General features: G+C 38.9%; 23 protein-coding genes. 15 read left to right on the forward strand and 8 right to left on the reverse strand.

Features of this window, described 5'->3' with window-relative positions; genetic code table 11:
* Positions 1 to 201: 201 nt before the first annotated feature.
* Complete coding sequence (gene lhgO, locus WAE64_RS02560; RefSeq protein WP_340234203.1) at positions 202 to 1401, forward strand: L-2-hydroxyglutarate oxidase; 1200 nt, start codon at positions 202 to 204, stop codon at positions 1399 to 1401.
* 73 nt (positions 1402 to 1474) lie between these two features.
* On the opposite strand, the gene WAE64_RS02565 is transcribed toward lhgO, so the two are convergent.
* Positions 1475 to 2842 (reverse strand): outer membrane beta-barrel protein, encoded by a 1368-nt coding sequence (locus WAE64_RS02565; protein ID WP_340234206.1) that lies wholly within the window; start codon positions 2840 to 2842, stop codon positions 1475 to 1477.
* 546 nt (positions 2843 to 3388) lie between these two features.
* On the opposite strand from WAE64_RS02565, the gene WAE64_RS02570 reads away from it, so the two are divergent.
* The 4 genes from WAE64_RS02570 to WAE64_RS02585 all read left to right on the forward strand — a co-directional run bounded on the left by WAE64_RS02570 (position 3389) and on the right by WAE64_RS02585 (position 7282).
* The gene (locus WAE64_RS02570) at positions 3389 to 3841 is read left to right on the forward strand and encodes an META domain-containing protein (protein ID WP_340234210.1); all 453 of its coding nucleotides are present in this window, start codon (positions 3389 to 3391) and stop codon (positions 3839 to 3841) included.
* Between the two features lie 43 nt (positions 3842 to 3884).
* Positions 3885 to 5105, forward strand: a complete 1221-nt coding sequence (locus WAE64_RS02575; RefSeq protein ID WP_340234212.1) for a serpin family protein — start codon at positions 3885 to 3887, stop codon at positions 5103 to 5105.
* Between the two features lie 179 nt (positions 5106 to 5284).
* A complete protein-coding gene (locus tag WAE64_RS02580; RefSeq protein ID WP_340234214.1) occupies positions 5285 to 6577 on the forward strand; it encodes an LVIVD repeat-containing protein in 1293 nt (430 codons plus the stop codon).
* A gap of 21 nt (positions 6578 to 6598) precedes the next feature.
* Positions 6599 to 7282, forward strand: a complete 684-nt coding sequence (locus WAE64_RS02585; RefSeq protein ID WP_340234216.1) for a hypothetical protein — start codon at positions 6599 to 6601, stop codon at positions 7280 to 7282.
* A 341-nt stretch (positions 7283 to 7623) separates the two neighbouring features.
* Here the strand turns inward: WAE64_RS02585 and WAE64_RS02590 are convergent, their stop codons facing one another.
* Positions 7624 to 7953 carry a DUF3467 domain-containing protein gene (locus WAE64_RS02590; protein WP_116983386.1) on the reverse strand — a complete coding sequence of 110 codons (330 nt, stop codon included), beginning with the start codon at positions 7951 to 7953 and terminating at the stop codon, positions 7624 to 7626.
* Positions 7954 to 8123: 170 nt separating this feature from the next.
* Positions 8124 to 8939 carry a 3-deoxy-8-phosphooctulonate synthase gene (kdsA, locus tag WAE64_RS02595; protein ID WP_379977859.1) on the reverse strand — a complete coding sequence of 272 codons (816 nt, stop codon included), beginning with the start codon at positions 8937 to 8939 and terminating at the stop codon, positions 8124 to 8126.
* Positions 8940 to 9169: 230 nt separating this feature from the next.
* Here kdsA and WAE64_RS02600 point away from each other — a divergent pair, with 230 nt between their 5' ends.
* The 7 genes from WAE64_RS02600 (at position 9170) to WAE64_RS02630 (ending at position 14572) form a co-directional block, all read left to right on the forward strand.
* A complete protein-coding gene (locus WAE64_RS02600) occupies positions 9170 to 9406 on the forward strand; it encodes an acyl carrier protein (protein WP_116983079.1) in 237 nt (78 codons plus the stop codon).
* 82 nt (positions 9407 to 9488) lie between these two features.
* Positions 9489 to 10736 (forward strand): beta-ketoacyl-ACP synthase II, encoded by a 1248-nt coding sequence (gene fabF / locus WAE64_RS02605; RefSeq protein WP_340234226.1) that lies wholly within the window; start codon positions 9489 to 9491, stop codon positions 10734 to 10736.
* Between the two features lie 9 nt (positions 10737 to 10745).
* Positions 10746 to 11495, forward strand: coding sequence for a ribonuclease III (rnc, locus tag WAE64_RS02610; RefSeq protein ID WP_340234228.1), 750 nt, complete (start codon positions 10746 to 10748; stop codon positions 11493 to 11495).
* Positions 11496 to 11586: 91 nt separating this feature from the next.
* Complete coding sequence (gene proB, locus WAE64_RS02615) at positions 11587 to 12624, forward strand: glutamate 5-kinase (protein ID WP_340234231.1); 1038 nt, start codon at positions 11587 to 11589, stop codon at positions 12622 to 12624.
* A gap of 137 nt (positions 12625 to 12761) precedes the next feature.
* Positions 12762 to 13235, forward strand: coding sequence for a hypothetical protein (locus tag WAE64_RS02620; RefSeq protein WP_340234233.1), 474 nt, complete (start codon positions 12762 to 12764; stop codon positions 13233 to 13235).
* The gene (locus WAE64_RS02625) at positions 13228 to 13839 is read left to right on the forward strand and encodes a hypothetical protein (RefSeq protein ID WP_340234234.1); all 612 of its coding nucleotides are present in this window, start codon (positions 13228 to 13230) and stop codon (positions 13837 to 13839) included. Before WAE64_RS02620 ends, WAE64_RS02625 begins: the two co-directional genes overlap by 8 nt.
* A gap of 55 nt (positions 13840 to 13894) precedes the next feature.
* Positions 13895 to 14572, forward strand: coding sequence for a TVP38/TMEM64 family protein (locus WAE64_RS02630; RefSeq protein WP_340234235.1), 678 nt, complete (start codon positions 13895 to 13897; stop codon positions 14570 to 14572).
* A 39-nt stretch (positions 14573 to 14611) separates the two neighbouring features.
* Here the strand turns inward: WAE64_RS02630 and tpiA are convergent, their stop codons facing one another.
* Positions 14612 to 15373, reverse strand: a complete 762-nt coding sequence (tpiA, locus tag WAE64_RS02635) for a triose-phosphate isomerase (RefSeq protein ID WP_340234242.1) — start codon at positions 15371 to 15373, stop codon at positions 14612 to 14614.
* 56 nt (positions 15374 to 15429) lie between these two features.
* Positions 15430 to 15900 carry a GNAT family N-acetyltransferase gene (locus WAE64_RS02640; protein WP_340234244.1) on the reverse strand — a complete coding sequence of 157 codons (471 nt, stop codon included), beginning with the start codon at positions 15898 to 15900 and terminating at the stop codon, positions 15430 to 15432.
* Between the two features lie 190 nt (positions 15901 to 16090).
* On the opposite strand from WAE64_RS02640, the gene WAE64_RS02645 reads away from it, so the two are divergent.
* Complete coding sequence (locus tag WAE64_RS02645; protein WP_340234246.1) at positions 16091 to 16804, forward strand: 2OG-Fe(II) oxygenase; 714 nt, start codon at positions 16091 to 16093, stop codon at positions 16802 to 16804.
* On the forward strand, positions 16801 to 17082 hold the full coding sequence (locus tag WAE64_RS02650) for an Ada metal-binding domain-containing protein (RefSeq protein ID WP_340234248.1): 282 nt from the start codon (positions 16801 to 16803) through the stop codon (positions 17080 to 17082). Before WAE64_RS02645 ends, WAE64_RS02650 begins: the two co-directional genes overlap by 4 nt.
* 11 nt (positions 17083 to 17093) lie before the next feature.
* Here the strand turns inward: WAE64_RS02650 and WAE64_RS02655 are convergent, their stop codons facing one another.
* Both WAE64_RS02655 and WAE64_RS02660 read right to left on the reverse strand, forming a co-directional pair.
* Complete coding sequence (locus WAE64_RS02655; protein WP_340234249.1) at positions 17094 to 17942, reverse strand: bifunctional transcriptional activator/DNA repair enzyme AdaA; 849 nt, start codon at positions 17940 to 17942, stop codon at positions 17094 to 17096.
* 69 nt (positions 17943 to 18011) lie between these two features.
* Complete coding sequence (locus tag WAE64_RS02660; protein WP_340234250.1) at positions 18012 to 18578, reverse strand: GNAT family N-acetyltransferase; 567 nt, start codon at positions 18576 to 18578, stop codon at positions 18012 to 18014.
* 93 nt (positions 18579 to 18671) lie between these two features.
* Here WAE64_RS02660 and WAE64_RS02665 point away from each other — a divergent pair, with 93 nt between their 5' ends.
* On the forward strand, positions 18672 to 19805 hold the full coding sequence (locus tag WAE64_RS02665) for a lactonase family protein (RefSeq protein ID WP_340234252.1): 1134 nt from the start codon (positions 18672 to 18674) through the stop codon (positions 19803 to 19805).
* Between the two features lie 34 nt (positions 19806 to 19839).
* Here the strand turns inward: WAE64_RS02665 and WAE64_RS02670 are convergent, their stop codons facing one another.
* The gene (locus tag WAE64_RS02670; RefSeq protein ID WP_340234254.1) at positions 19840 to 21942 is read right to left on the reverse strand and encodes a TonB-dependent receptor; all 2103 of its coding nucleotides are present in this window, start codon (positions 21940 to 21942) and stop codon (positions 19840 to 19842) included.
* Positions 21943 to 21965: the final 23 nt, after the last annotated feature.

Genomic DNA, 21965 nt, shown 5'->3' on the forward strand with positions numbered 1-21965 from the left:
TTCTGTTTAATCTATACCCGCAAAACGTCATCTATTTATATGGGTGACGTTTTTGTTATGTAGGTATTGTGTTAATAAGAAACGGAAGTTTTGCCAACAAGTACTTAACAACCTGCCTATTTGCTTTTTAGAAAATCTTTGCTTCACATAAAACAGCGTTTTGTTGTATATTTGCAGCAAATACTACTTTAAAATTTGAATATGACCTACGATATAATTGTTATTGGTGGAGGGATTGTCGGGCTGGCTACAGCACTGAAAATTAAGCAGGGGAATCCGGCATTAAAACTATTGATTATAGAAAAAGAAAATAAAGTTGCTCAACACCAGACAGGGCATAACAGTGGGGTTATTCATTCGGGTTTGTACTACAAGCCGGGTAGTTTAAAAGCAACCAATTGTATAAGAGGCTACGAAATGTTGCTCGATTTCTGCGAAAAAGAAGAAATAAAATACGATTTATGTGGTAAGATAGTAGTTGCAACCCGACAAGAGCAGATTTCGATTCTTGATGGACTTTTTGAAAGAGGTGCGCAAAACGGCTTAGACGGTTTCAAGATGCTCAACGCCGAGCAACTGAAAGAATATGAGCCACACGTAAATGGCCTGAAGGGTTTCTTTGTACCTCAAACCGGAATCATTGATTATACCGAAGTTTGTGAAAAATATCTGGCGAAAACGCAGCAATTGGGTGGCGAAATAGTTTTCGGAGAAAAAGTAGAGAGCATTACCGACAAGGGCAATACATCAGTAGTAAACACCAATAAAGGTGCTTACGAAACTAAATTAGTAGTAAACTGCGCCGGACTATACTCTGACAAAGTAGGACAAATGACCGATGCAAGAGCCAATAAACTGAGAATTACACCTTTCAGAGGCGAATATTTTGAGATAAAGCCTGAAAAACAATATCTGGTTAAAAACCTTATTTATCCTGTGCCAGACCCTAACTTCCCTTTTTTGGGTGTGCACTTTACCCGCATGATTAATGGTGGGGTAGAGGCCGGGCCAAATGCCGTTCTGGCTTTCCGTAGAGAGGGATACAAGAAATTAGATATACATTTCGGCGAATTGTTTGAAACCCTTACCTGGAGGGGCTTCCAGAAAGTAGCTGCTAAATACTGGCGCACAGGTTTAGGTGAAATGTATCGCTCATTTTCTAAAAGCGCCTTCACAAAAGCTTTACAAGAATTAATTCCTGAGATTCAGGAAGACGACCTCATACCGGGTGGGGCAGGTGTAAGAGCCCAAGCCTGCGACTACGACGGTGGCCTTTTAGATGATTTTGCCATCTTCGAAAATGAGCGTGCTGTAAATGTATGTAATGCACCATCGCCAGCCGCCACATCTTCATTATCTATTGGGCAAACTGTTAGCGAACTGGTTTTGAAGAGGTTTTAATCAGATAGTAAAAATATAAGCAAAAGGGCGGATTTCTCGAGAAATCCGCCCTTTTGCTTATATCAACTCAAACTTATTGTTTAGCAACTTTTGGTTTGCTCTTTTTACCAGGAAAATGATAAGAGGCTTTTATAAGAGGCAAAGGATAAACTTCTCCATCAAACGGATAGCTCATTGCCATGACACCAAAATCGAAATTGAAATTTTTGCTTACATGATACTTAAATGTATGTGATGTAACTAAGGCAATACCATCGTATTTATTTATATGAAAGAGATTATCGGTAGTATAAGCCCATCTTCTCCCTATTTTTTGCATATAACCAATATTTGCCAGATAGGTATTCTCACTTATACCAAACCCGAGCCCTAAGCCAAACGATAATTCTGATTTGCGGCCTGTTCTGGTTGCAGCAAAAGTAGGAAATATAGTATAGTCAACATATTTCTTTTTAATGCCTTCATATACATTCGCCCATAGTATTGCATTGGCTGATAAAGACCATTTGTTGGAAACTTTGTGGGCATATTTAAGATTGGCTAAAAAATAGTAATCCTCCCAGTCCATGTCTATAAGTGAAAATAGTGGTGCAACAGATATTGAAAACCCTTTACCTAAACCAACATCTATAATTGGAATAAACCCAACCACATCAAGGGGTATAATGGTGGGTTCTATATATACTTCTCCGGCATCAAGCGGAGTGCCATTAGGAAAATAAAAAGTACGCCCTTTTAGTACATTATCATTAAGGTTGTAAGTAGAATCTGAACGTTCATTTTTCTTCCCTTTCAGATTTTTGGCATTAGGATAATAAGACAATCCAATGCTCCAGTTATAAGGTCTGAAATTTAATTGCGTATCGCTATATCCATTGCCGTAATTATAGCGGGTAAGTCCCCCTAGTTTCAAATCCAGTGAGAATTTATTAGAAAGAAAATAAACTAAACCAGCATTTATATTTAAAGATTGGTATTTATCTGAATCATTAAAGCGTTCAAAAGGATTGTAATTAGAATAAGGATTTAAAATAGAATAACGAGTGTTAAGCGTGTAAAATATATAGTTAATAGACGCCTTTAGATATAAATTTTTTCTGACCGGATAATAATAATTTGCTCCGATTAAAATGCCTCTGGTTTTGTTTACAGTTTCAGTCTCAATGGGTAGATTATTGCTTGTATTGACATCTGAAGCAATATTTTTTGTATAATTTAAGCCAATTTCGGCTGAGAAATTTTTTGTAAAAAAATATTGTCCGTTTAAATTAATCCCACTGCTTCTATTCCCTTTTTTAAAATACCTTGAATTATCGTCAGGAGTACCTCTCTTCCATATTTCGGGAGAAGAAACTCCAATCGAAAAAAGGCCTTTTTCTATTTGTGCCTCAGCATTAAAAGTAATTAATAGTAACAACAGTTTGTAAAAGTTTCTCTTCATTAAAGTTTTGTTTTAGGTACTCAATTGTTTAATTAATGTGATATACTATAAAGAAAAATGTGAATTTGGGTAGTTAGTCAGATACGTATGTATCAAAATTGCTCATGCATATTATGTTAAGAGTTCTATAGTAGTATCGAACTAATTGGCATCATTAATAGACTTGAGAAAATTTTATTTTTGATATAGCGATAAACTCTGCAAAAAACATATCAGAAGAAAGCGCCACAGCTTTTATGTATTTTTTCTTAATAGTAAAAAGAAATACTTATGCCACAAATATATGGCTTTTACGTATAATAATTGTTATTATCCTGTAAGTGATGAAGTTTTTCTAGCTAGAAAAAATAAATTCTTTCCAACCTTTTTTTTGAAATAGGTATCTATAGTATTGAAAAGGGTACTGAGCCTCAGTCAAAACAATTGTTTAAGTCAGGGGAAAAACATTCTCGTTTGTTTTTTCCCTTGACCGACTGAGTTAAGCACCGTAATTAAAGAATTTGTCAGGAATCAGGGATTCACATAAAAACCAAGAGAATTAGTCAGATGAAGAAGTTAGTCATTTTATTGATAGCAAGTTCGGTATACATGGTATCATGCAAAAGCGAGGTAGTAGATGCGCCTAGCGCATCGTTTGATGCATTAAGGACATCGAGTTTATTAGGCCAATGGAAATTTAAAGGGTATTCAGATGGCAAGACGCCTAAATATGATGTTTCATTAGAATTTAAGAATGAAGAAAGCCAGTTGACAATCAATGGCAGAAGCTCTGTAAATTTTTACTCTGCTGTTGCTGAAATAGATGAAGCAAACAAAACAATTAAGATTCCGGGAGTAGGCTCTACTAAAATAGCAGGTACACCAGAAGCGAATGTATTTGAAATGAATTATTATGAAGGCTTGAGAAATGCAGAAAAATATGACTTTACAGATAAAAACATACTAGTGATTTATCTTTCGAAACCTGCAAAAGAAGCCATGTATTTTGAGAAAAAGTAATAGATTTTTGTAACCTAATTCGTTAAACCAATCCAACTTATTTATGAAAACGCTTAAAATTGCAATACTAGCAGCCGTATGTTCTTTAGCAGCAGCAAGTTGTGACAACAAAAACACAGTAGGGCCAGATAATACTGCGGCAAACCAGCAATTAAAGGCTATTCCCGCCGCTTTTTCAGACCAGACAAGTGAGTTTGCCTTTGATTTCTGGAAGAAACATAATGCCATAGAAGAGGCTGACAAGAGCTATTTTGTTTCGCCACTAAGTTTGCATATTGCCTTGGGTATGTTGTTAAATGGTGCCGATACTCAAACCAAAGAAGAAATCCAGAAAACGCTTAGAGTATCGTCAGATATAGCTACAACTAATGGTATCTATAAAGATTTGATTGATAATTTGCCATTGAGCGACCCTAAAGTGAAAAATACTATTGCTAATTCGGTATGGTATCGTAATACTTTCAAGGTAGAGGCATCTTATCTTGATAACCTGAAAAATAATTTCAATGCAGCTGTCTACGGTGAAAACTTTGATGACTTGGCTACTGTTGGTAAAATCAACAAATGGGCTAGCGATAATACTAATGGCAAAATTCCGAAAGTAATAGACCAGATAAATTCAGACCAGGTGTTGTTTCTGATGAATGCCTTATATTTTAAAGGCGACTGGAAAACACAGTTTAAAGCAGAAGACACCAGAGATGCTGATTTTACGGGTACAAAAGGTGTGAAGAGTGTGAAGATGATGAACATGACCTCGAACGTAAAATACGCAAAACGTGGTAACTATAAGGCTATAGAATTACCTTATGGCGATGGTAACTACGTGATGACGGTTCTTTTACCAGACAAATCGACCGACGAAACATTGGCGAGTTTATCTACAAGTGAATGGCAACAATTAAACGCTGCGCTATCAGAGCAAAAAGTAATAGTTGGTTTGCCCAAATTTACTTTAGAATACGAAGCAGACTTGAAAAAAGTATTGACTGATATGGGCATAAACGCTGCCTTTACAGACAATGCTGATTTATCAAAAATTGCCAGCCCTGCCGGAAAACTAAAAGTTGGCATGGTAAAACAAAATACCTATGTAGGTATTGATGAGAAAGGTACAGAGGCCGCAGCCGTAACAACCATAGGTGTGGTGCTTACATCGGTTCCGGTATATCCAGAAGTTGTGTGTGACCGTCCGTTTTTGTTTGTTATTAGCGAGAAACAATCGAATACCATCTTGTTTACAGGAAAAATATCAAACCTTTAATTACTATGAGCCTATGAAAAAGCTCTGGGCATTTAATTGTTGTGTATTATTCTTTTCTGCTTGTCAATTAGACGAATTTAATGATACGCCGTTGAAATAAATCTATAAAGATGCCATGCTTTAGCACTTGTCTATAAGCATGGCATTTTCTTTTTCTATAAACCTACTTATGATAAACTATGAAGAACAATTACTTAAAAAGCCTTGCAGTGATATTGGGTTTTGGTATGGCTCTAGGCAATATTTCATGTACTGACAATTGTGAGACAACCCGCACTTATCGTACAACCGTGCCCTTTGTGCTATCGGTACAAGAGATTCGTGAGGGCATTGTTGCACAAGCGCCACAGGAGCTGAATAACCTGGGCAAAATCTACGTGAAAGATAACTATATCTTTATTAATGAGCTAAAGAAGGGCTTACACATTATTGATAACTCTAATCCTCAAAAACCTGAAAATATCGCTTTTCTGAAAGTGCCTGGTGTTATTGATATGGCAGTAAAAGACCATATCCTATATGCAGATAGCTATATGGATATGGTTACTTTTGATATTTCAGACCCTAAGAATATCAAACAAACAGGCAGAGTAAAAGATGTGTTCTTAAATGGCTTGGCTGATGGCATTACATGGCAGTATCAGCCACAAAGCCAGCAAGTAACAGATTCTGATGTAAAGATTATTACCGAAAAAATTCGTACTAATTGTGGCTTTAGCATAGTGAATCCTAACCCTATCTATTATGATTATGCTTTCCAGAACATGAGCGGTTCGAGAGGGCCAACCAGCCCTTCAGCTAGTGGTACAGGGCAAGGAGGCTCAATGGCCCGCTTTACTATCTATAACGATTATCTATACACCGTTTCAATGAATGATTTGGTGTTGTTCAATATCAAATCTCTTACGCAACCTGTTCAGGAAAGTAAAATAAATTTAGGTTGGGGTATCGAAACCATTTTCCCTTATAAAGATAAACTATTTATTGGCTCAAATACAGGTATGTATATTTTCGATAATAAGAATCCGGCCAAACCAGAGCTTATGTCGATGTTTGCACATGCCCGCGCCTGCGACCCCGTAGTGGTTGCTAATGATATTGCATATGTAACCCTGCGTTCTGGCGGGCCTTGTGGAGTTGCGCCTAACCGCCTTGATGTAGTAGATGTATCGAGCCTTGCATTTCCAAGACTTGTGAAAAGCTACGAAATGCAAAACCCGGCAGGATTAGCCATTGATTCTCCAAATCTATTTATCTGTGAGGGGCAATATGGTCTTAAGTCTTTTGATGCCAGCAGTGTGTCTGATATAAAACTACAACAGCATATTGATAAAATAAATGCGTTTGATATGATTCCGCTAGGTAACAAACACCTGCTCATGGTTGGTAAAGATGGATTATACCAATACGATACTTCAAATCCTAAAGATTTGAAATTGTTGAGTTTGATACCAGTAAAAAAAGCATTTTAAGCCTTTAACCTTCACATCAATATGAAAAATAATAGCAAAAAATACATAGGCAAAATCAGTTTGATTTTTCTGTTGGCCGCATTATGTACAAGCATCGCAAAAGCACAGGAAGAAAAAGAGCGTTTCTTCAAAAAATACAAATTTGTAAATCAGACAGAGTTCGGAGGATTATTTGGCCGTATAAAGTATCAGGTATATTATGGTGGCTGGTACCCATATCCTGTGCCATTTGGCCCTACTTATCCTAGCTATCCTACGCAATATAAGGTAAGCAATAAAGTAAATATATCAGCCCAAACATTCAACGGTGTTTATATTGACAAAAAAACAGCGGCAGGGCTTACCATAGGTGTTGATGGTTACGGCGAAACAGTATTAATGCCGATTGCATTAGGCATACGCAGAAGCATAGTGCAGAAAAAAGAAGGCGGCAGCAGTCTGATGGGCGGGATTGATGTTGGCTACTCAACGGCTTGGTTGAATGTTGATGATACTGGTTTTAAAACCAACGGAGGTTTATTGATAAGCCCTACCATAGGGTACAGGCTACCAATGCGCAATGGGTCTGCCTGGCTTATTAACTTTGGTTATCGTTTCCAAAGGGCCGATTATATACAAGAGCGACAGGGTGATATTTATTGGGTAGAATCAAAAGAGGTACGCAAACACAAGCGATTGGTATTTCGTTTAGGGATTGAGTTTTAATGTTTAAAGCCTTTGTGCCAGCGAATAAATTCTTACAGTACGGTTAAAATTAGGCAAAGATTTACTTGTGGCGCGAACCGAGCGTCGGCCGCTTCCTGTTCGCCGTGGTAGTATGAGTTTTCCAAACCTACTTTTTTTAAAAAAGAGCGATTATTAGGCATTCTCATTTTTTCTTTGAGTATATAAAGGCTAACTGCGAACTGGAAGCGGCCGACGCTCGGTTCGCGCCACAAATGTTTTAACCGCACTGTAAGAAGTCATTTAGTGAAATACTAGGCGAGCGCAAAAAAAAGCCTTAGAATGCACTTCTAAGGCTTTTTACTAATATATTATGGTTTCTATCAGGCTTCACCCATTGGGCCGCCGAAATTCATTGGAAACGGCATTGGTTCGTTGGTTTGGCGAATAGTACCAAAGTTATCTTCATATTTAGAAATATTGTCTTGTAGAGCTGTTAGTAAACGTTGAGCGTGTTCTGGCGTCAGAATCACACGTGATTTTACTTTTGCTTTAGGTACACCGGGCATCAGACGAATAAAATCTATCACAAACTCAGTATTTGAATGAGCTATCATTGCCAGATTTGCATATACTCCCTCAGCCATCTCTTCCGACAGTTCGATATTAATTTGTTGTTCTGGCTCTTCCTGAGCATCTTTCTTTTTGGCCATTTGCATTAGAAATATTAAATTGGTTTCGAGACATACTGGATTTAAACATAACAAAAATAAAGAATCTTTTTTTAAAAAAAGAAATACAATCTTTAATTGTTATTTAGTGGCGAAATATACATTCAAAATGAATAAAATCGCTGTTTTATGCTATTTTTATTAAAAGTTGCTTAGTTTTTACGCACAACTTCTCGTATTCTTACGAGTTTTTCCAATAGTGCTTCCAGTTTATCTAAAGCCAACATATTTGCCCCGTCTGACTTCGCTACCGTCGGATTCATGTGTGTTTCAATGAATATTCCATCGGCGCCAACGGCAATAGCTGCTTTGGCAATGGTTTCAATTAAAGCTGGTTTACCGCCTGTTACGCCCGAAGCCTGATTCGGTTGTTGAAGTGAGTGTGTGCAATCCATTATTACAGGTGCATCAAATGCCTGCATTTCAACTATGTTTCTATAATCAACCACAATATCCGAATACCCAAATGAATTTCCACGGTCGGTGAGCATCACTTGTACATCAGGGTTCACCGCATGAATTTTCTCAACGGCAAAGCCCATGCCTGAGCCATGCATAAACTGCCCTTTCTTTACATTTACTGCTTTACCTGTTTGTGCGGCTGCAACCAGCAATTCGGTTTGGCGGCATAAGAAAGCCGGAATCTGTAATACATCAACATATTGAGCTGCCAGCGCAGCTTCGTCTGACTCATGAATATCGGTAACCGTTGGTAAGGCAAACGTTTCGCCTACCTCTTTTAATATGCCAAGTGCCAGCTCGTCGCCAATACCTGTAAACGAATTTAGCTTGGTTCTGTTTGCTTTACGGTACGAAGCCTTGAAAATATATGGAATTTGCAGGCGGTCGGTAATTTCTTTTACTCGCTCGGCTATTTCTAAGGCCATATCTCGGCCCTCTACAACGCAAGGCCCCGCTATAAGGAAAAAGTTTCCTGAATCTTGGTTTTTTAATTGATTGATTTTCAGCACTTTAATATTTTTTTAAACCTTATTTTTAATTGGTTTTTCGGCATTAATTAGTCGAATATTTCTATTCTGACGCATTTTTCCGAAACTTCTTTCGTATTTATTTGTTTTAATATCAAACAAATACAAAGGTCGGAAGTTTTCTGATACTAAAAAACTTTCGTGTATTTTGTTGTTTTCAGTTAAAAGCATTTTCTTTGCAGTCGTTTTTCACCAAACTACAGTTCAAAATGTCAGCAATTGCATCTAAAGTAACGAAAATTATCGTAGAAAAACTCGGCGTTGATGAGTCAGAAGTAACTCCAGAAGCATCATTCACAAATGATTTAGGAGCAGACTCATTAGACACTGTGGAATTGATAATGGAATTTGAAAAAGAATTTAATGTATCAATCCCAGACGACCAAGCAGAAAATATCCAGACCGTAGGTCAGGCTATCACATACTTGGAAGAAAATTCTAAATAATTTTCGAGTTGCAAGTTTCAAGTTTCATGATTTAAGCCTGAAACTTGAAACTTTATAACTATGAAACTTCAAATCTCATTTTATGGCTTTCAAACGAGTAGTTGTAACAGGATTGGGGGCTATAACGCCTATCGGAAATACGGTAGAAGAATTCTGGCACGGATTATCAAACGGTGTTAGTGGTGCAGCCATTATCACAAAATTTGATGCCAGTAAATTCCGTACAAAATTTGCTTGTGAGGTCAAAAATTTTGACGTAACACAGTTTATCCCGAGGCAAGACGCCCGTAAAATGGACTTATTCACCCAGTATGCTATAGTGGCAGCCGACGAGGCCATGAAAGACTCTGGGCTTGATTTAGAAAAAATCAATAAAAATAAAGCCGGTGTTATCTGGGGTTCGGGTATTGGCGGGTTAAAAACTTTTGAAGAAGAAGTAATTAACTTTGCTGGTGGCGACGGTACTCCGAAATTTAACCCGTTCTTTATTCCAAAAATGATTGCCGACAGTGCATCTGGTCAAATCTCTATCAAATACGGATTAAGAGGGCCAAACTACATTACTGTTTCGGCATGTGCTTCTACCAACAATGCTATCATTGATGCGTTTAACTATATTCGCTTAGGTAGAATTAACATTTGCATTTCAGGTGGTTCAGAAGCTGCCATTACCCAAGCAGGTATTGGTGGTTTTAACGGCTTACGTGCCATGTCTGAAAGAAACGATGACCCTGCAACAGGCTCTCGCCCTTACGATAAAGACCGTGATGGTTTTGTATTAGGCGATGGTGGTGCGGCATTGATTCTGGAAGAATATGAGCATGCAGTAGCCCGTGGAGCCAAAATATATTGTGAGATTGTAGGTGGCGGTATGTCGTCAGATGCGTATCATATCACGGCACCACATCCCGAAGGATTCGGTGCGTTTCTTTCAATGCAAGATGCACTGGAAGATGCCAATATGAAACCAGAAGAGGTTGATTATATTAACACGCATGGTACATCTACACCATTAGGTGACCCACAGGAAATAAAAGCTATAGAGCAATTATTTGGTGACCATACTTATAGTATGAGTATTAGTTCAACCAAATCAATGACAGGCCATTTACTCGGAGCAGCAGGAGCAGTAGAATCTATTGCAGCAATTTTAGCTATCCAACATCAGGTTGTTCCGCCTACTATAAACTTATTCAATATCGACGAATCAATCGATCCGAGAATAGATTTAACTCCTAATGTAGCGAAATCTAAAAAAATTGATGTAGTTTTGAGTAATTGTTTTGGCTTTGGCGGGCATAATGCTACGCTAATATTTAAGAAAATCTAATTTCGAATCGTGTTGTCGGAGGCTAGTAATTTTTGGGGATTTTTCAAATCAAGTTCTAAAGAACGAGAGTTTAGAAAAGCTGTAGAGCAAATTATTGGTGAAAAACCGAGTAATCCGTTGCTTTACCAGTTAGCCTTTCGACATACCTCAGCTTCGAAGGAAACAAATATTGGTGGGTTTCGTGAATCTAACGAGCGATTAGAGTATCTAGGTGACTCAGTGCTTGGTATGATAGTAGCCGAATACCTTTTCAAAAAGTATCCTTTCAAAGACGAGGGTTTTCTGACAGAAATTCGTTCAAGAATAGTAAACAGAGAATCGTTAAATCAGGTAGCTCGAAAAATTGGCTTAGAAAAACTCATTCAGTTTGACGGACAGCGTATTGCGCATAATCGTACATCGATGTACGGCGATGCCATGGAGGCTTTGATTGGTGCTATTTATTTAGATAAAGGATTCCGTTTCACTCGGTCTTTTATTCTGAAAAAATTAATTGCCAATTACTTCGATCTTGATACTGTTATTCAAACCAATACCAACTACAAGAGTATTCTGTTGAGTTGGGCACAGCAAGAAGGCAAGAAAATTGTTTTTGAGATTGTGCAGGAAAACGGTAAACACCACCACAAAGAGTTTGTTGCTCAGGTAAAAGTAAATGGCGAGGCCATTAGTACCGGTGGCGGTTGGAACAAAAAGAAAGCCGAACAAGAAGCAGCCCGCAGGGCCTGCGAAAGTTTAGAGATAAAATCACAGCAATAAAGAAAAAAGACGCAATATATTGCGTCTTTTTTCTTTATCTAAAGAAGCGCACAGTCGAGTAAAAACAAAACCTATATAAAGTGCCCTATAAATGAGTCAGTTACCTATTTTAGTTATTAAATTCGGCACGGCCTCTATTACACAAAGTAATGGCGAGCCTGACGAAACCATCATTGCTAACATTGCCCGCCAGGTTTCGGAGTTACATAGCCGCTACCACATTGTAATAGTTTCTTCGGGAGCGGTTGGTGCAGGAAAACATTTTATTAAAAACTACACAGGCGAAATTGCCGAACGAAAAGCCGCTGCTGCCATCGGGAATCCGCTGTTATTGAATATTTATTCTAAGTATTTCTCTCAGTACAATATCCAGATAGCTCAGAGTCTTTGCGAGCGCCAGCATTTTGGTAAGCGTGAGCAGTTTTTACAACTAAAAGAAACCTATCAAGAGCTTTGGAATAGTGGTATAATACCAATTGCCAACGAAAACGACGTAGTGAGTAACCGTGAGTTGAGGTTTTCAGATAATGACGAGCTGGCTACGCTTATTGCTACAGGCTTTGGTGCTGAAACATTAATGATTTGCACATCGGTAGGTGGTTTACTTGATAAAGAAAAGAAAATCATCAGAAAAATAGAATCGATAGATAACCAGATATTGGGTTTGGTAGATAATAGTAAATCGGCGCTAGGCTCGGGCGGAATGGCCTCAAAACTTACGTTTACTAAACTGGCTACCCGTATGGGTATCAAAGTAATCATATTTGGTATGAAAGACCAGAACGGTATCTTAGATGCACTTAACGGCGGTGCCGGAAGCGAGTTTTTACCACAGCAAGCTAATCTTTCGTCGAGAAACAAATGGTTGGCTAGCGGCAGTGTTGCGGTGGGTACTTTGCAAATAGATGCCGGAGCTGTAAAAGCACTACAAAAACGCAGTAGCCTATTGGCAGTAGGTATTAAAAAAGTAAAGGGTGATTTTGAAGCCGGAGAAGTAGTAGAAATAACCGACGGGCATGGCGTAATGGTAGGAGTAGCCCGAACAAAAATGTCGTCGGGTGTATTAGTGGCAAATCTGAGTACACAAAATTTTGAGGTAGCTAATGCCAACGATATTGTGTTGATATAATTTTATGCCGCCATGTTGCTTGTCTGATTTATGTTTGCTGATAAAAATTAGGGTTGTTGCGGAACAATTATTTAAAACTTTGTATTTTAATGAGTAGAAATAATAGTTGAGTATCAGATTATTAAACAGATATAATTATGGCACAGGCAAAAACAGAAATTATAGATGCGCTTCGCCGTACGGCTGATAAATTGAAAAATGGCAGCCAATATATGTGGGGGCACATGGGTAGTTGTAATTGTGGAAATCTGGCACAAGAGGTTACAAAAAGAACTAAGGCCGAAATTCATGCGTATGCAATGCAGGGGCACGGCGACTGGAACGAGCAATTGAATGAGTATTGCGAAACCAGTGCAATGCCTATCAATTTGATTATATTTGACCTGCTAACAGCAGGATTTTCTATAGAAGATTTGCAGAACCTTGAGAAATTATCAGATAAAGATGTATTGATGCGCTTACCTGTAGAAAAACGTTATTTACGCCACAATGTTCGTGAAGACGTAATCGTTTATTTACAAGAGTGGGCAAATATGCTTGAAGAACGATTGTTGGATACCATTAAACTGCCTGATTTTTTACAAGAAACAACAGCATTATCGTATGCGTAAATTTTTTTTAACCTTTACCCTGATTATTTGTGCATTTACTGCTTTTTCGCAAGAAGAAGAACCACAAGAGCCACCTAGAGAAAATCCTATATTTTTTGAGCAGCCAAAACCTGCCTGGAAAGAAAAACTACGCTACGGAGGCAACTTCTGGCTTGGTTTCTTTGGTGCATTCTACATAGATGTTTCGCCGATGGTTGGTTATGAAGTAACCGAAAAGGGAACAGTTGTAGGGCTTGGCGCCAATCTTATTTATCAAGGTGTATTTAATGGCGCAGGTAATTTTGTGTATGGGCCAAAACTTTTTGTGCGTCAGCAATTGTTTAAATCAATTTTTGCGCATGCTGAATATGAAATGATGAATGCTTATACTGATCAATTCTACTCATATATTCCAAACCCGACCAATCCTTTTCCAGATGGTAAAAAGAAATGGGAAGGTTCTCCGCTGATAGGCGCAGGTTTTTATCAGGGGCGAGGCGGGCAACGTGGAAGCTATTTAGCTTTAATGTATAATTTGGGTTATCCTAATCGTGGTTTTATAAGTCCACAAGGTTTGGGTGGAAATAACTCACCAATTGTAATACGTTTCGGATTTCTTCTTTAATTATAGTTTTGGGGTTTTCTAATTCGTAGTTTTGCGGCTTAAACCCCGGCTATATTTGAAACAAGTACGAAAATATTCTTTTGCCCTTATATCGTCTGTTTTTTTAACAGTTATTCCTCTTATTTTTACTTCTGTCATTACTCTTTGGGTAGTTTCTAACGAAGTAAAAATAGGAGGCTACGATGCCCAGACGTGGGCTCTCATTACAGCAATCTGCTGTATTAGCTCTACCTTAGCATTTACTCCTCCCACATTCTTAGCGTTAGTTTTTGGCTATTTTTTAGGCTGGCGAGCAGTTTTACCCTTGTTAGTCTTGAATATGGTAGCTATTTTTCTGGTAAATATGATAACCCGCTGGCTTGATAAAGACCGATTCAGTACGTATCTGTCAGAGAATGCGAAGATCAGAGAAATACTAGAGAACATAAAGCAGCAAGAGCTTAAGATTATCTTCTTTGCCAAACTATCGCCTGTTTTGCCTTTTGCCCTTACAAATTTTGTATTCGCTTTATCGGGTGCAAAGCTAAGGAATATCCTACTAGGCGGATTTTTAGGTATGATTCCCCGTACGCTTCTGGCTGTATGGACGGGTCAGCAGGCAAAAGAAATCAGGAAACTATTGGAAAACCCTAACGAAGGAAATGTGCAGAAGATATTATTGATAGTGCTCTTGGTGGCTTCTATAGCAGGTATATTTTATTTTCTTCAGCCACGTAAGAAAAACAAGGCATAAATCAGCGTGCTATGCACAAACATAGCACGCTTGTATATATTAGAATGACTTTGCGATATTAACAAACTCTCTTGATTTAAGAGAAGCACCGCCTACAAGGCCACCATCAACATCAGGGCAAGCAAAAAGCTCTTGTGCGTTGGCTCCGTTTACACTACCACCATATAGAATGCTGATTTCTTCGGCTACCTCTGCACCATATTTTGATGCTAAGTGGTCTCTCAAAACTTTGTGCATTTCTTGTGCTTGGTCGTTTGAGGCTGTTACACCAGTACCAATAGCCCAGATTGGCTCATAGGCAATTACTACTTTTTTCAAATCGTCGGCCGATAAATGGAAAAGGCTGTTAGTTAACTGACCTGATACGAAATCGAAATGGATACCTTCGTTACGTTGCTCAAGCGTTTCTCCGCAGCAGAAAATAGGCGTTAAACCGGCTTCTAAAGTAGCGTTTACTTTTTCGGCTAAGAATGCATCAGACTCATTGAAATACTGACGGCGTTCGCTGTGGCCAATAACGATGTGTTGCACACCAACCGATTGTAACATAGGAACAGAAACTTCACCAGTATAAGCACCTGATGCTTTTGGGTAACAGTTTTGTGCGCCTAATGATACTTTAGGGGTATCGATTAATTTTCCGAAAGTACTTAAATAAGGAAACGGAACACAAAGTACAACTTGTACGTTTGGATTAACGATTTCGTCTTTAACCATATTAACTACTTCTGACAAAAGGATTTGGCCTTCTTCAAAAGTTTTATTCATCTTCCAGTTGCCAGCGGCGATTTTTTTTCTCATATACTTTAGAAACTTTGGTTATTTAAAATGCGAAGATAATAGTTTTTCATGAAAACCTATAAATACATTTCCATGGCTACATCGGCTCTTTGGTAGGGCGATGTGAAATTTTGTATATAGCTGAAGCCCAACTTCTTATACAGATTCAAGGCCGGGCTCAGCCCCGAATTTGTTTCTAAATACAGTCTTTCAAAACCCAATTCTTTTGCTTTTGTTACGGCTGCTATTCCGATAGCATAACCTACGCCTAAACCACGAGCAGCCTCGCTTACTCCCATTTTACATAATTCCAGACTATTGTTGCCAATGGGTTTTAAGGCTGTTGCACCTAAGAACTCATCACCACGACAGGCTAGCAGAATAGCACCGCCCGTATCCAGAAAATACTTCTTTGGGTTTTCTAAAGAGTCAAGGTCGCCTTGTTCTACTTTAAAATACTTATTGATCCAGGCATAATTGATGTCTTTAAACGCCTGATAATGCGCCGGATTATTCGTGTCAAACTCAATAACCTTTATTTGTGACATAGATTTGTAAATAATTGATGAAGCAGAAAACGCTAAAAGCATTCTCTAATTGCTTGTTGATTAGTGTTCAAAAATAAGCATACTACGGGTATTATAAGTGCTTACTGTTGCTTTTTTGATAATAGCGCAAGATTCGGGTCGACTTCAATTGAATGTTTTCTGATTTTTGCTGCTATTAAATTAAAATCAGATGGAATCAACTATTGTCCAACGCATCAAGAGTTTAGATTGGTCTTTCCACACCAATAGCTTGCACGAAAAAGGCTATACCGCCTTGCCTAAAATACTATCAGCCAATGAGTGTGATAATTTGGCAGCACAATACACGCAAAGCGACTTATATAGAAGCACTGTCAATATGAAACGTTATCAGTTTGGGAGTGGAGAATACAAGTATTTTAAATATCCTTTACCTGCTATTATTGATGAGCTACGCCAGAGCATTTATCCTTATTTATCTGCTATTGCCAACGATTGGATGTTGAGATTAGGTATTCATAAGGCTTTCCCTAATCACTTAGGTGAATTGCTGGAACAATGTCATCAAATCGGGCAGCATCGCCCTACGCCTTTGATTCTGAACTATAATGCAGGCGATTGGAATGCCTTGCATCAGGATTTATACGGAGAAGTTTATTTCCCTTTTCAGGTTGTCTTTTTTCTCACACAAGCTCAGGTTGATTATACAGGTGGAGAATTTATAATGGTAGAAAACAGGCCACGTATGCAGTCGAAGCCAATAGTTTTACAACCCAATAAAGGGGAGGCTGTTATTTTTACCACCAATTTTCATCCTGTATTGGGTACAAAAGGGTATTATAGAACTACCATGCGGCATGGTGTGAGTGAGGTACGAAGTGGTAACAGAATTAACCTCGGTATTATTTTTCATGACGCACAATGATACATCACACGGATTTAGGCAATACGCCTTTTGCAAGAGCAAAGCTATTATACCTGAAAATTCAAAGCGAAGAAATAGCTTTGGGCGGTAACAAAAAGCTAAAAATCTATGGTCGACTTGATTGCAGGGCAGGAAAGCGAATGAAATTAATAAACAGGGTGTTTTTTGAAAACCGCACGGAGGCGATAGCTTTGGGGTATCGCCCCTGTGCGATTTGTCTGAGAGAAGAATACTTAATCTGGAAACAGACGGCGGTTCCACGGAATGTCATTCCGTGATACGCTCGCTTTCAGGCTCTGGCCATTTCCCAGCCCAGAATGGCTTTTTTACGTGCTGTTCCCCAGCGATACCCGCCAATACCGCCTACTTTCTGCAATACTCTGTGGCATGGAATAATATAGCCTAAGCGGTTACTACCAATAGCTGTTCCCACGGCTCTGTGGGCACTTGGTTTACCTATGACTTGTGCAATTTTATCATAACTTACCATTTGTCCGAACGGAATCTTCAATAAGGCTTCCCAGACTTTTATCTGAAAATTAGTGCCTCGCAACAAGAGCGTGATAGGAGTATCTGAGTTTTCGGCCTCATAGAAAATTTGCTCTATATAAGGTTTTGTAAAACTATTATCGAAAATGATTTCAGCTTTAGCAAAATCTTCTTCGAGTTGTTTTATTACCTCTTCTTTAGCTTCATTTTCAAGAAAACGTAAATCTGTAATGCCCCTATCAGTTACAGCAATCAGACATTCACCGAAGGGTGTTTCATGAATACCATAATGAATTGTAAGTCCTTCGCCTTTGGCTTTAAATTCGGCAGGTGTCATGGCCTCGTAGCTTACAAATAAATCGTGCAGGCGGCTGGTGCTTGATAAACCTGCTTCAAAAGTAGCGTCGAGTAAATTATCACTTTGGGCTAGCTTTTCTTTTGCAAATTCTTTGGTCAGGAAACGCATAAACCTCTGCGGGCTAGTACCTGCCCATTTGCTAAAAAGCCTGTTGAAATGAAACTCTGATAAAGCTACGTGGTCGGCAATCTCTTTCAGGCTTGGCTGTTGCTGAAAATTCTGCTCAATAAAATGAATCGCTTTCTCTATTCTGTTATAATCTATTACTTCCTGATTTTCGATAGTTTCCATCTTTCTGATTGTTTGGTATATCAAAATTACGATGGTTTCAGCACCCCGACAATCTGATTATTGCTTACATTACCAACGCCAATCCCACATAACTACCCGCCAGGTTTCATTCAGTTGGGCATCATAAAAATCTTTGATATTCTGAAAACCAATACGTGCGTGTGCTTTTTGGGAACGAACATTTCTTGACGAAATATCAGTAATACACATATCAAACTTATCAGATAGTTCCTTACGCAGTTGTTGATACATACCATCAAAAAGCCCGATACTTCTGTATCCATCACCTACACAAACCTGCCCCATTACTACATAATTAAACTCTTTTAGCGGACGACCTTCGAGCTCAATCTCGTCGATAGTATCAAAAAGGCTCATGATTTCAGGCACATCGTTTCTGAATTCAGGCAACATAGCTAAACAATAGCCTACAACCTGTTCGCCGTCTTTGGCAATTACACTTGGTTGCGCCTCGTTCATGGCTTTTAAAACAGAGAACTTATGCTCAACGGTTACAAATCCCTGGCTTTCGATTTGTTCGGGCGTGAGGTTTTTTTTTAAGTTTTTTTGTTGAAGTGCCAGAATGCCTCTTACATCGGCCTCGCTTTGTACGGTGGTAATTATTAGGTTTTGCATATCTTTATTTGAAAGATGCAAATAAACAAAAAACCTAAAAAGTATCTATATTTGGCAGATTTTATATTCAAACTCTTCAACCTATTTTCAATTATGACCTTCAAAAATATTTGTCTGTATTGCTTGTCTTTGTTCTTATTGATTTCATTTAGTGGTTATTCACAAGAAGGAGATTACTATATGTTAGTTGGTACATATACAAACAAAGGAAGCGAAGGTGTATATGTTTACAAGTTTAATACCCAAACCGGCAATTTCTCGGCAGTAATAGATAATACCAACGGACTCAAGAATCCTACATTTCTGGCTGTTGCACCTAATCAGAAGTTTGTTTACACTGTAGGTGAAACTCAGGGAGGTTCGGTAAATGCTTATGCCTTTGATAATAAAACAGGTAAACTTACAAAAATCAATACGCAATCGGCTGGTGGCGATGGGCCATGTCATATCTCGGTTGATAAAACGGGTAAATGGGTATTGGTTGGTAACTATGGCGGTGGAAGCCTGAGCATTTTGCCTATCGAAAAAGATGGTTCGCTTGCAGCGCCGACACAAACCATTAAGCATGAAGGAAAAAGCGTAAATGCCAGCCGTCAGGAAAAACCACACGTACACTCGGTAAACATTGCGCCTAACAATACCGACGTATTTGTACCGGATTTAGGCATTGATAAGATTGTAACTTATAAACTTGATGCCAAAACAGGGCAATTAACTGCCGGAACACCGGCCGCCACAAAAACGGCTGATGGCGCAGGGCCTAGACATTTTACCATTCACCCTAATGGCAAATGGGCTTATGTAATTCAGGAATTGAATGCAACCGTAACGGCTTATAATTATGCTAAAGGTAGTTTGACAGAAATTCAGACGATTTCTACTCTACCACCCGACTACAAAGGCAATAATTCTTGTGCCGATATTCATATTTCGGCTGATGGAAAGTTTTTGTATGGTTCTAATCGTTTTTACGATCATGTGGTTGTATACAGCATCGACCAGAAAACAGGTAAGCTTACTTATATTACCAATCAATCGGTTGAGGGTAAAACCCCTCGTAACTTTATGATTGACCCAAGCGGCAAATGGGTATTGGTAGCGAATCAGGATAGTGATAATATTGTGCTGTTTAAGCGAGATGTTCAAAAGGGCACATTAACACCAACAGGAAAAGAAATAAAAGTATCAATGCCGGTTTGTCTGAAAATGATAAAGGCGAGTAAATAAATTAAAAACGGGCTGCTAGCAGCCCGTTTTTAATTTATAGATATATTTTTACATTTCCACCGACTTGCCAGTTTCGGGTAGGGGCGGGGTTAAAGAAGCGATTCCCTACAGGATTCAAGTCATTGCCGAGGCTATATAACTGGTTAAGCAGATTATCTCCGCCAAAATAAATATTTAAGGCCAATGGTTTAAAGCTTTTCTGATAACCCACACGTGCATTGAGCAACCAATAACTATTGGCATAAACGGTATTGGCATCGTTCAATGGCAGGCGGTCGGTAAAGTTGATAGTTGAGTTTAGATAAAAGCCGGGTTTGCTGTTAATGTCAAGCCCAGATACCCACACATTTTGCGGAACACCCGTCAGACTTTTGCCTGATAAATCGGTTTGCACTTGTTTATAATTTTTAAACTGATAATCGGCTAATGTGAAGCTCGTGAAAAGGCGCACTTCCTGAATTGCCTTGGCTTCGGTATTGCGTACCAACCAGCCGTTTAAAAGTACTTCCAAGCCATTTTGTAGCGTGCCCCCGGCATTGGTAAAATATTCTCTTCCTGCTTCGTCTACACGCCTTACAATAGTATTCTGTAAGCGGAACGAATAAGCCGTAACATCAAAAGATAAGCGTCGGTTAAACAAATACCCTCTTGTGCCTATCTCATAGTTGGTGCCTTTCTCAGAGTCAAGTGTTGGTAAGAAGCTGGTATTCTGATAGCCTGCTATAAATTCACTTACCAAAGGCGGCGAGAAACCGCTGCTTACACTCGCAAAAATGGCTACTTTATCTTTTATCTTTTTCAATAAAGCCACTCGTGGCAAGAATGCAGCAGGTAAAAAATTATCGATAGGCTTGATATTTGGCGCATCAGAAAGCCTCACAAAATCATACTTCACTTTGTTATAACTTGCACCGAGTGTCAGAATAAAATCTTGTGGCAAATCGGTTTCTAATTGGGTAAATGCAAAATAACTCAATGAACCCACATTGTCGTTGGTTTGCAAGGTGTCTATTTTACCACCCCTGTTACCAAAGTTACGTATTACCCAAGCCGATTTCTGAAACTCTCCACCTACGGTTAATCTGTTAGCTAAGTTACCCGTGCGAAATGCATAGGTAGTACGGGTACGTCCACCGAAAGTCTGTTCGTTACGAATTTCATAGTTTGTAATAAATGGGTTTTGTAGCTCCGAAATCATACCATACAATGCCGTAACATTTGTCCAGTGTTCGTTAAAACGGTATTCTTGCGAAAGACCTAAATTAAATACTTTCTGATAAATACCTGCTTTTTGCTGAATTGGCCCCGGAATAGTGGCTGTTGGTTGTCGGGCTGAGCGAGGATTCAAGTCCATTTGTGCTTGTGTAAGCCCGCCCGGAGTCTGGTATTTCATATCTGAGTATAAGGCCGATACATTAAGAGTTTTGCGGGTAGACACAAAGAAGTTTGAGCGCCAGCTTAATACATCTCTTACCAGTGCGCTGTGTTCACGATAACCGTCAGACTGTACATGGGCATAGCTTACTACCGAATTAATCTTCTCGGTAGCCAGATTCCATGAAATAGCACGATTTTGAAGCCCGAAACTTCCCCAACCTAATGAAGTATTAATATAGCTTCTGGGTTTTTCTTTAGCGTTTCGTGAGGCGTCGGCCTTATTGCCGCCAAGTAATAATACGCCCCCCGTTCCGGCACCATAAATACTTCCGGCAGGGCCTTTTATTACCTCAATATTGCCAACAGTATTCATGTCAATGGCATTCAAAAAAGTATTACCATTGCCATCGGTAAGTGGAATATCGTTCCAGTAAATTTTTACATTGCGCACACCAAAAGGCGAGCGAATAGAGCTACCTCTGATAGAAAGTCGATAACTCCCCGGAGAGCGTTCTTCCATACGAACACCCGGTAATGTATTGAAAACAGGTACTAAGGTTGTATTCTGAAATCTTTCAATGTCTTTTATGGTGAGTACACCCACCGAAGCCGCAGTTTCGGTCAGTTTCCTTTCGGTTTCAAAACCTCGCACAATTACCTCACTTAGCTGCTTGGTAGCGCTTGTATCAGCCTCTTGTGCAAAGCAGGAAAGAGAGATGTTAATGACAAATAAAGGAATGGTAAAAAGTTTAAATCTCATGATGTGTAAATTTTATAGGCTGA

It is taken from the genome of Emticicia soli, from assembly GCF_037860775.1.
GTDB lineage: Bacteria > Bacteroidota > Bacteroidia > Cytophagales > Spirosomataceae > Emticicia > Emticicia soli.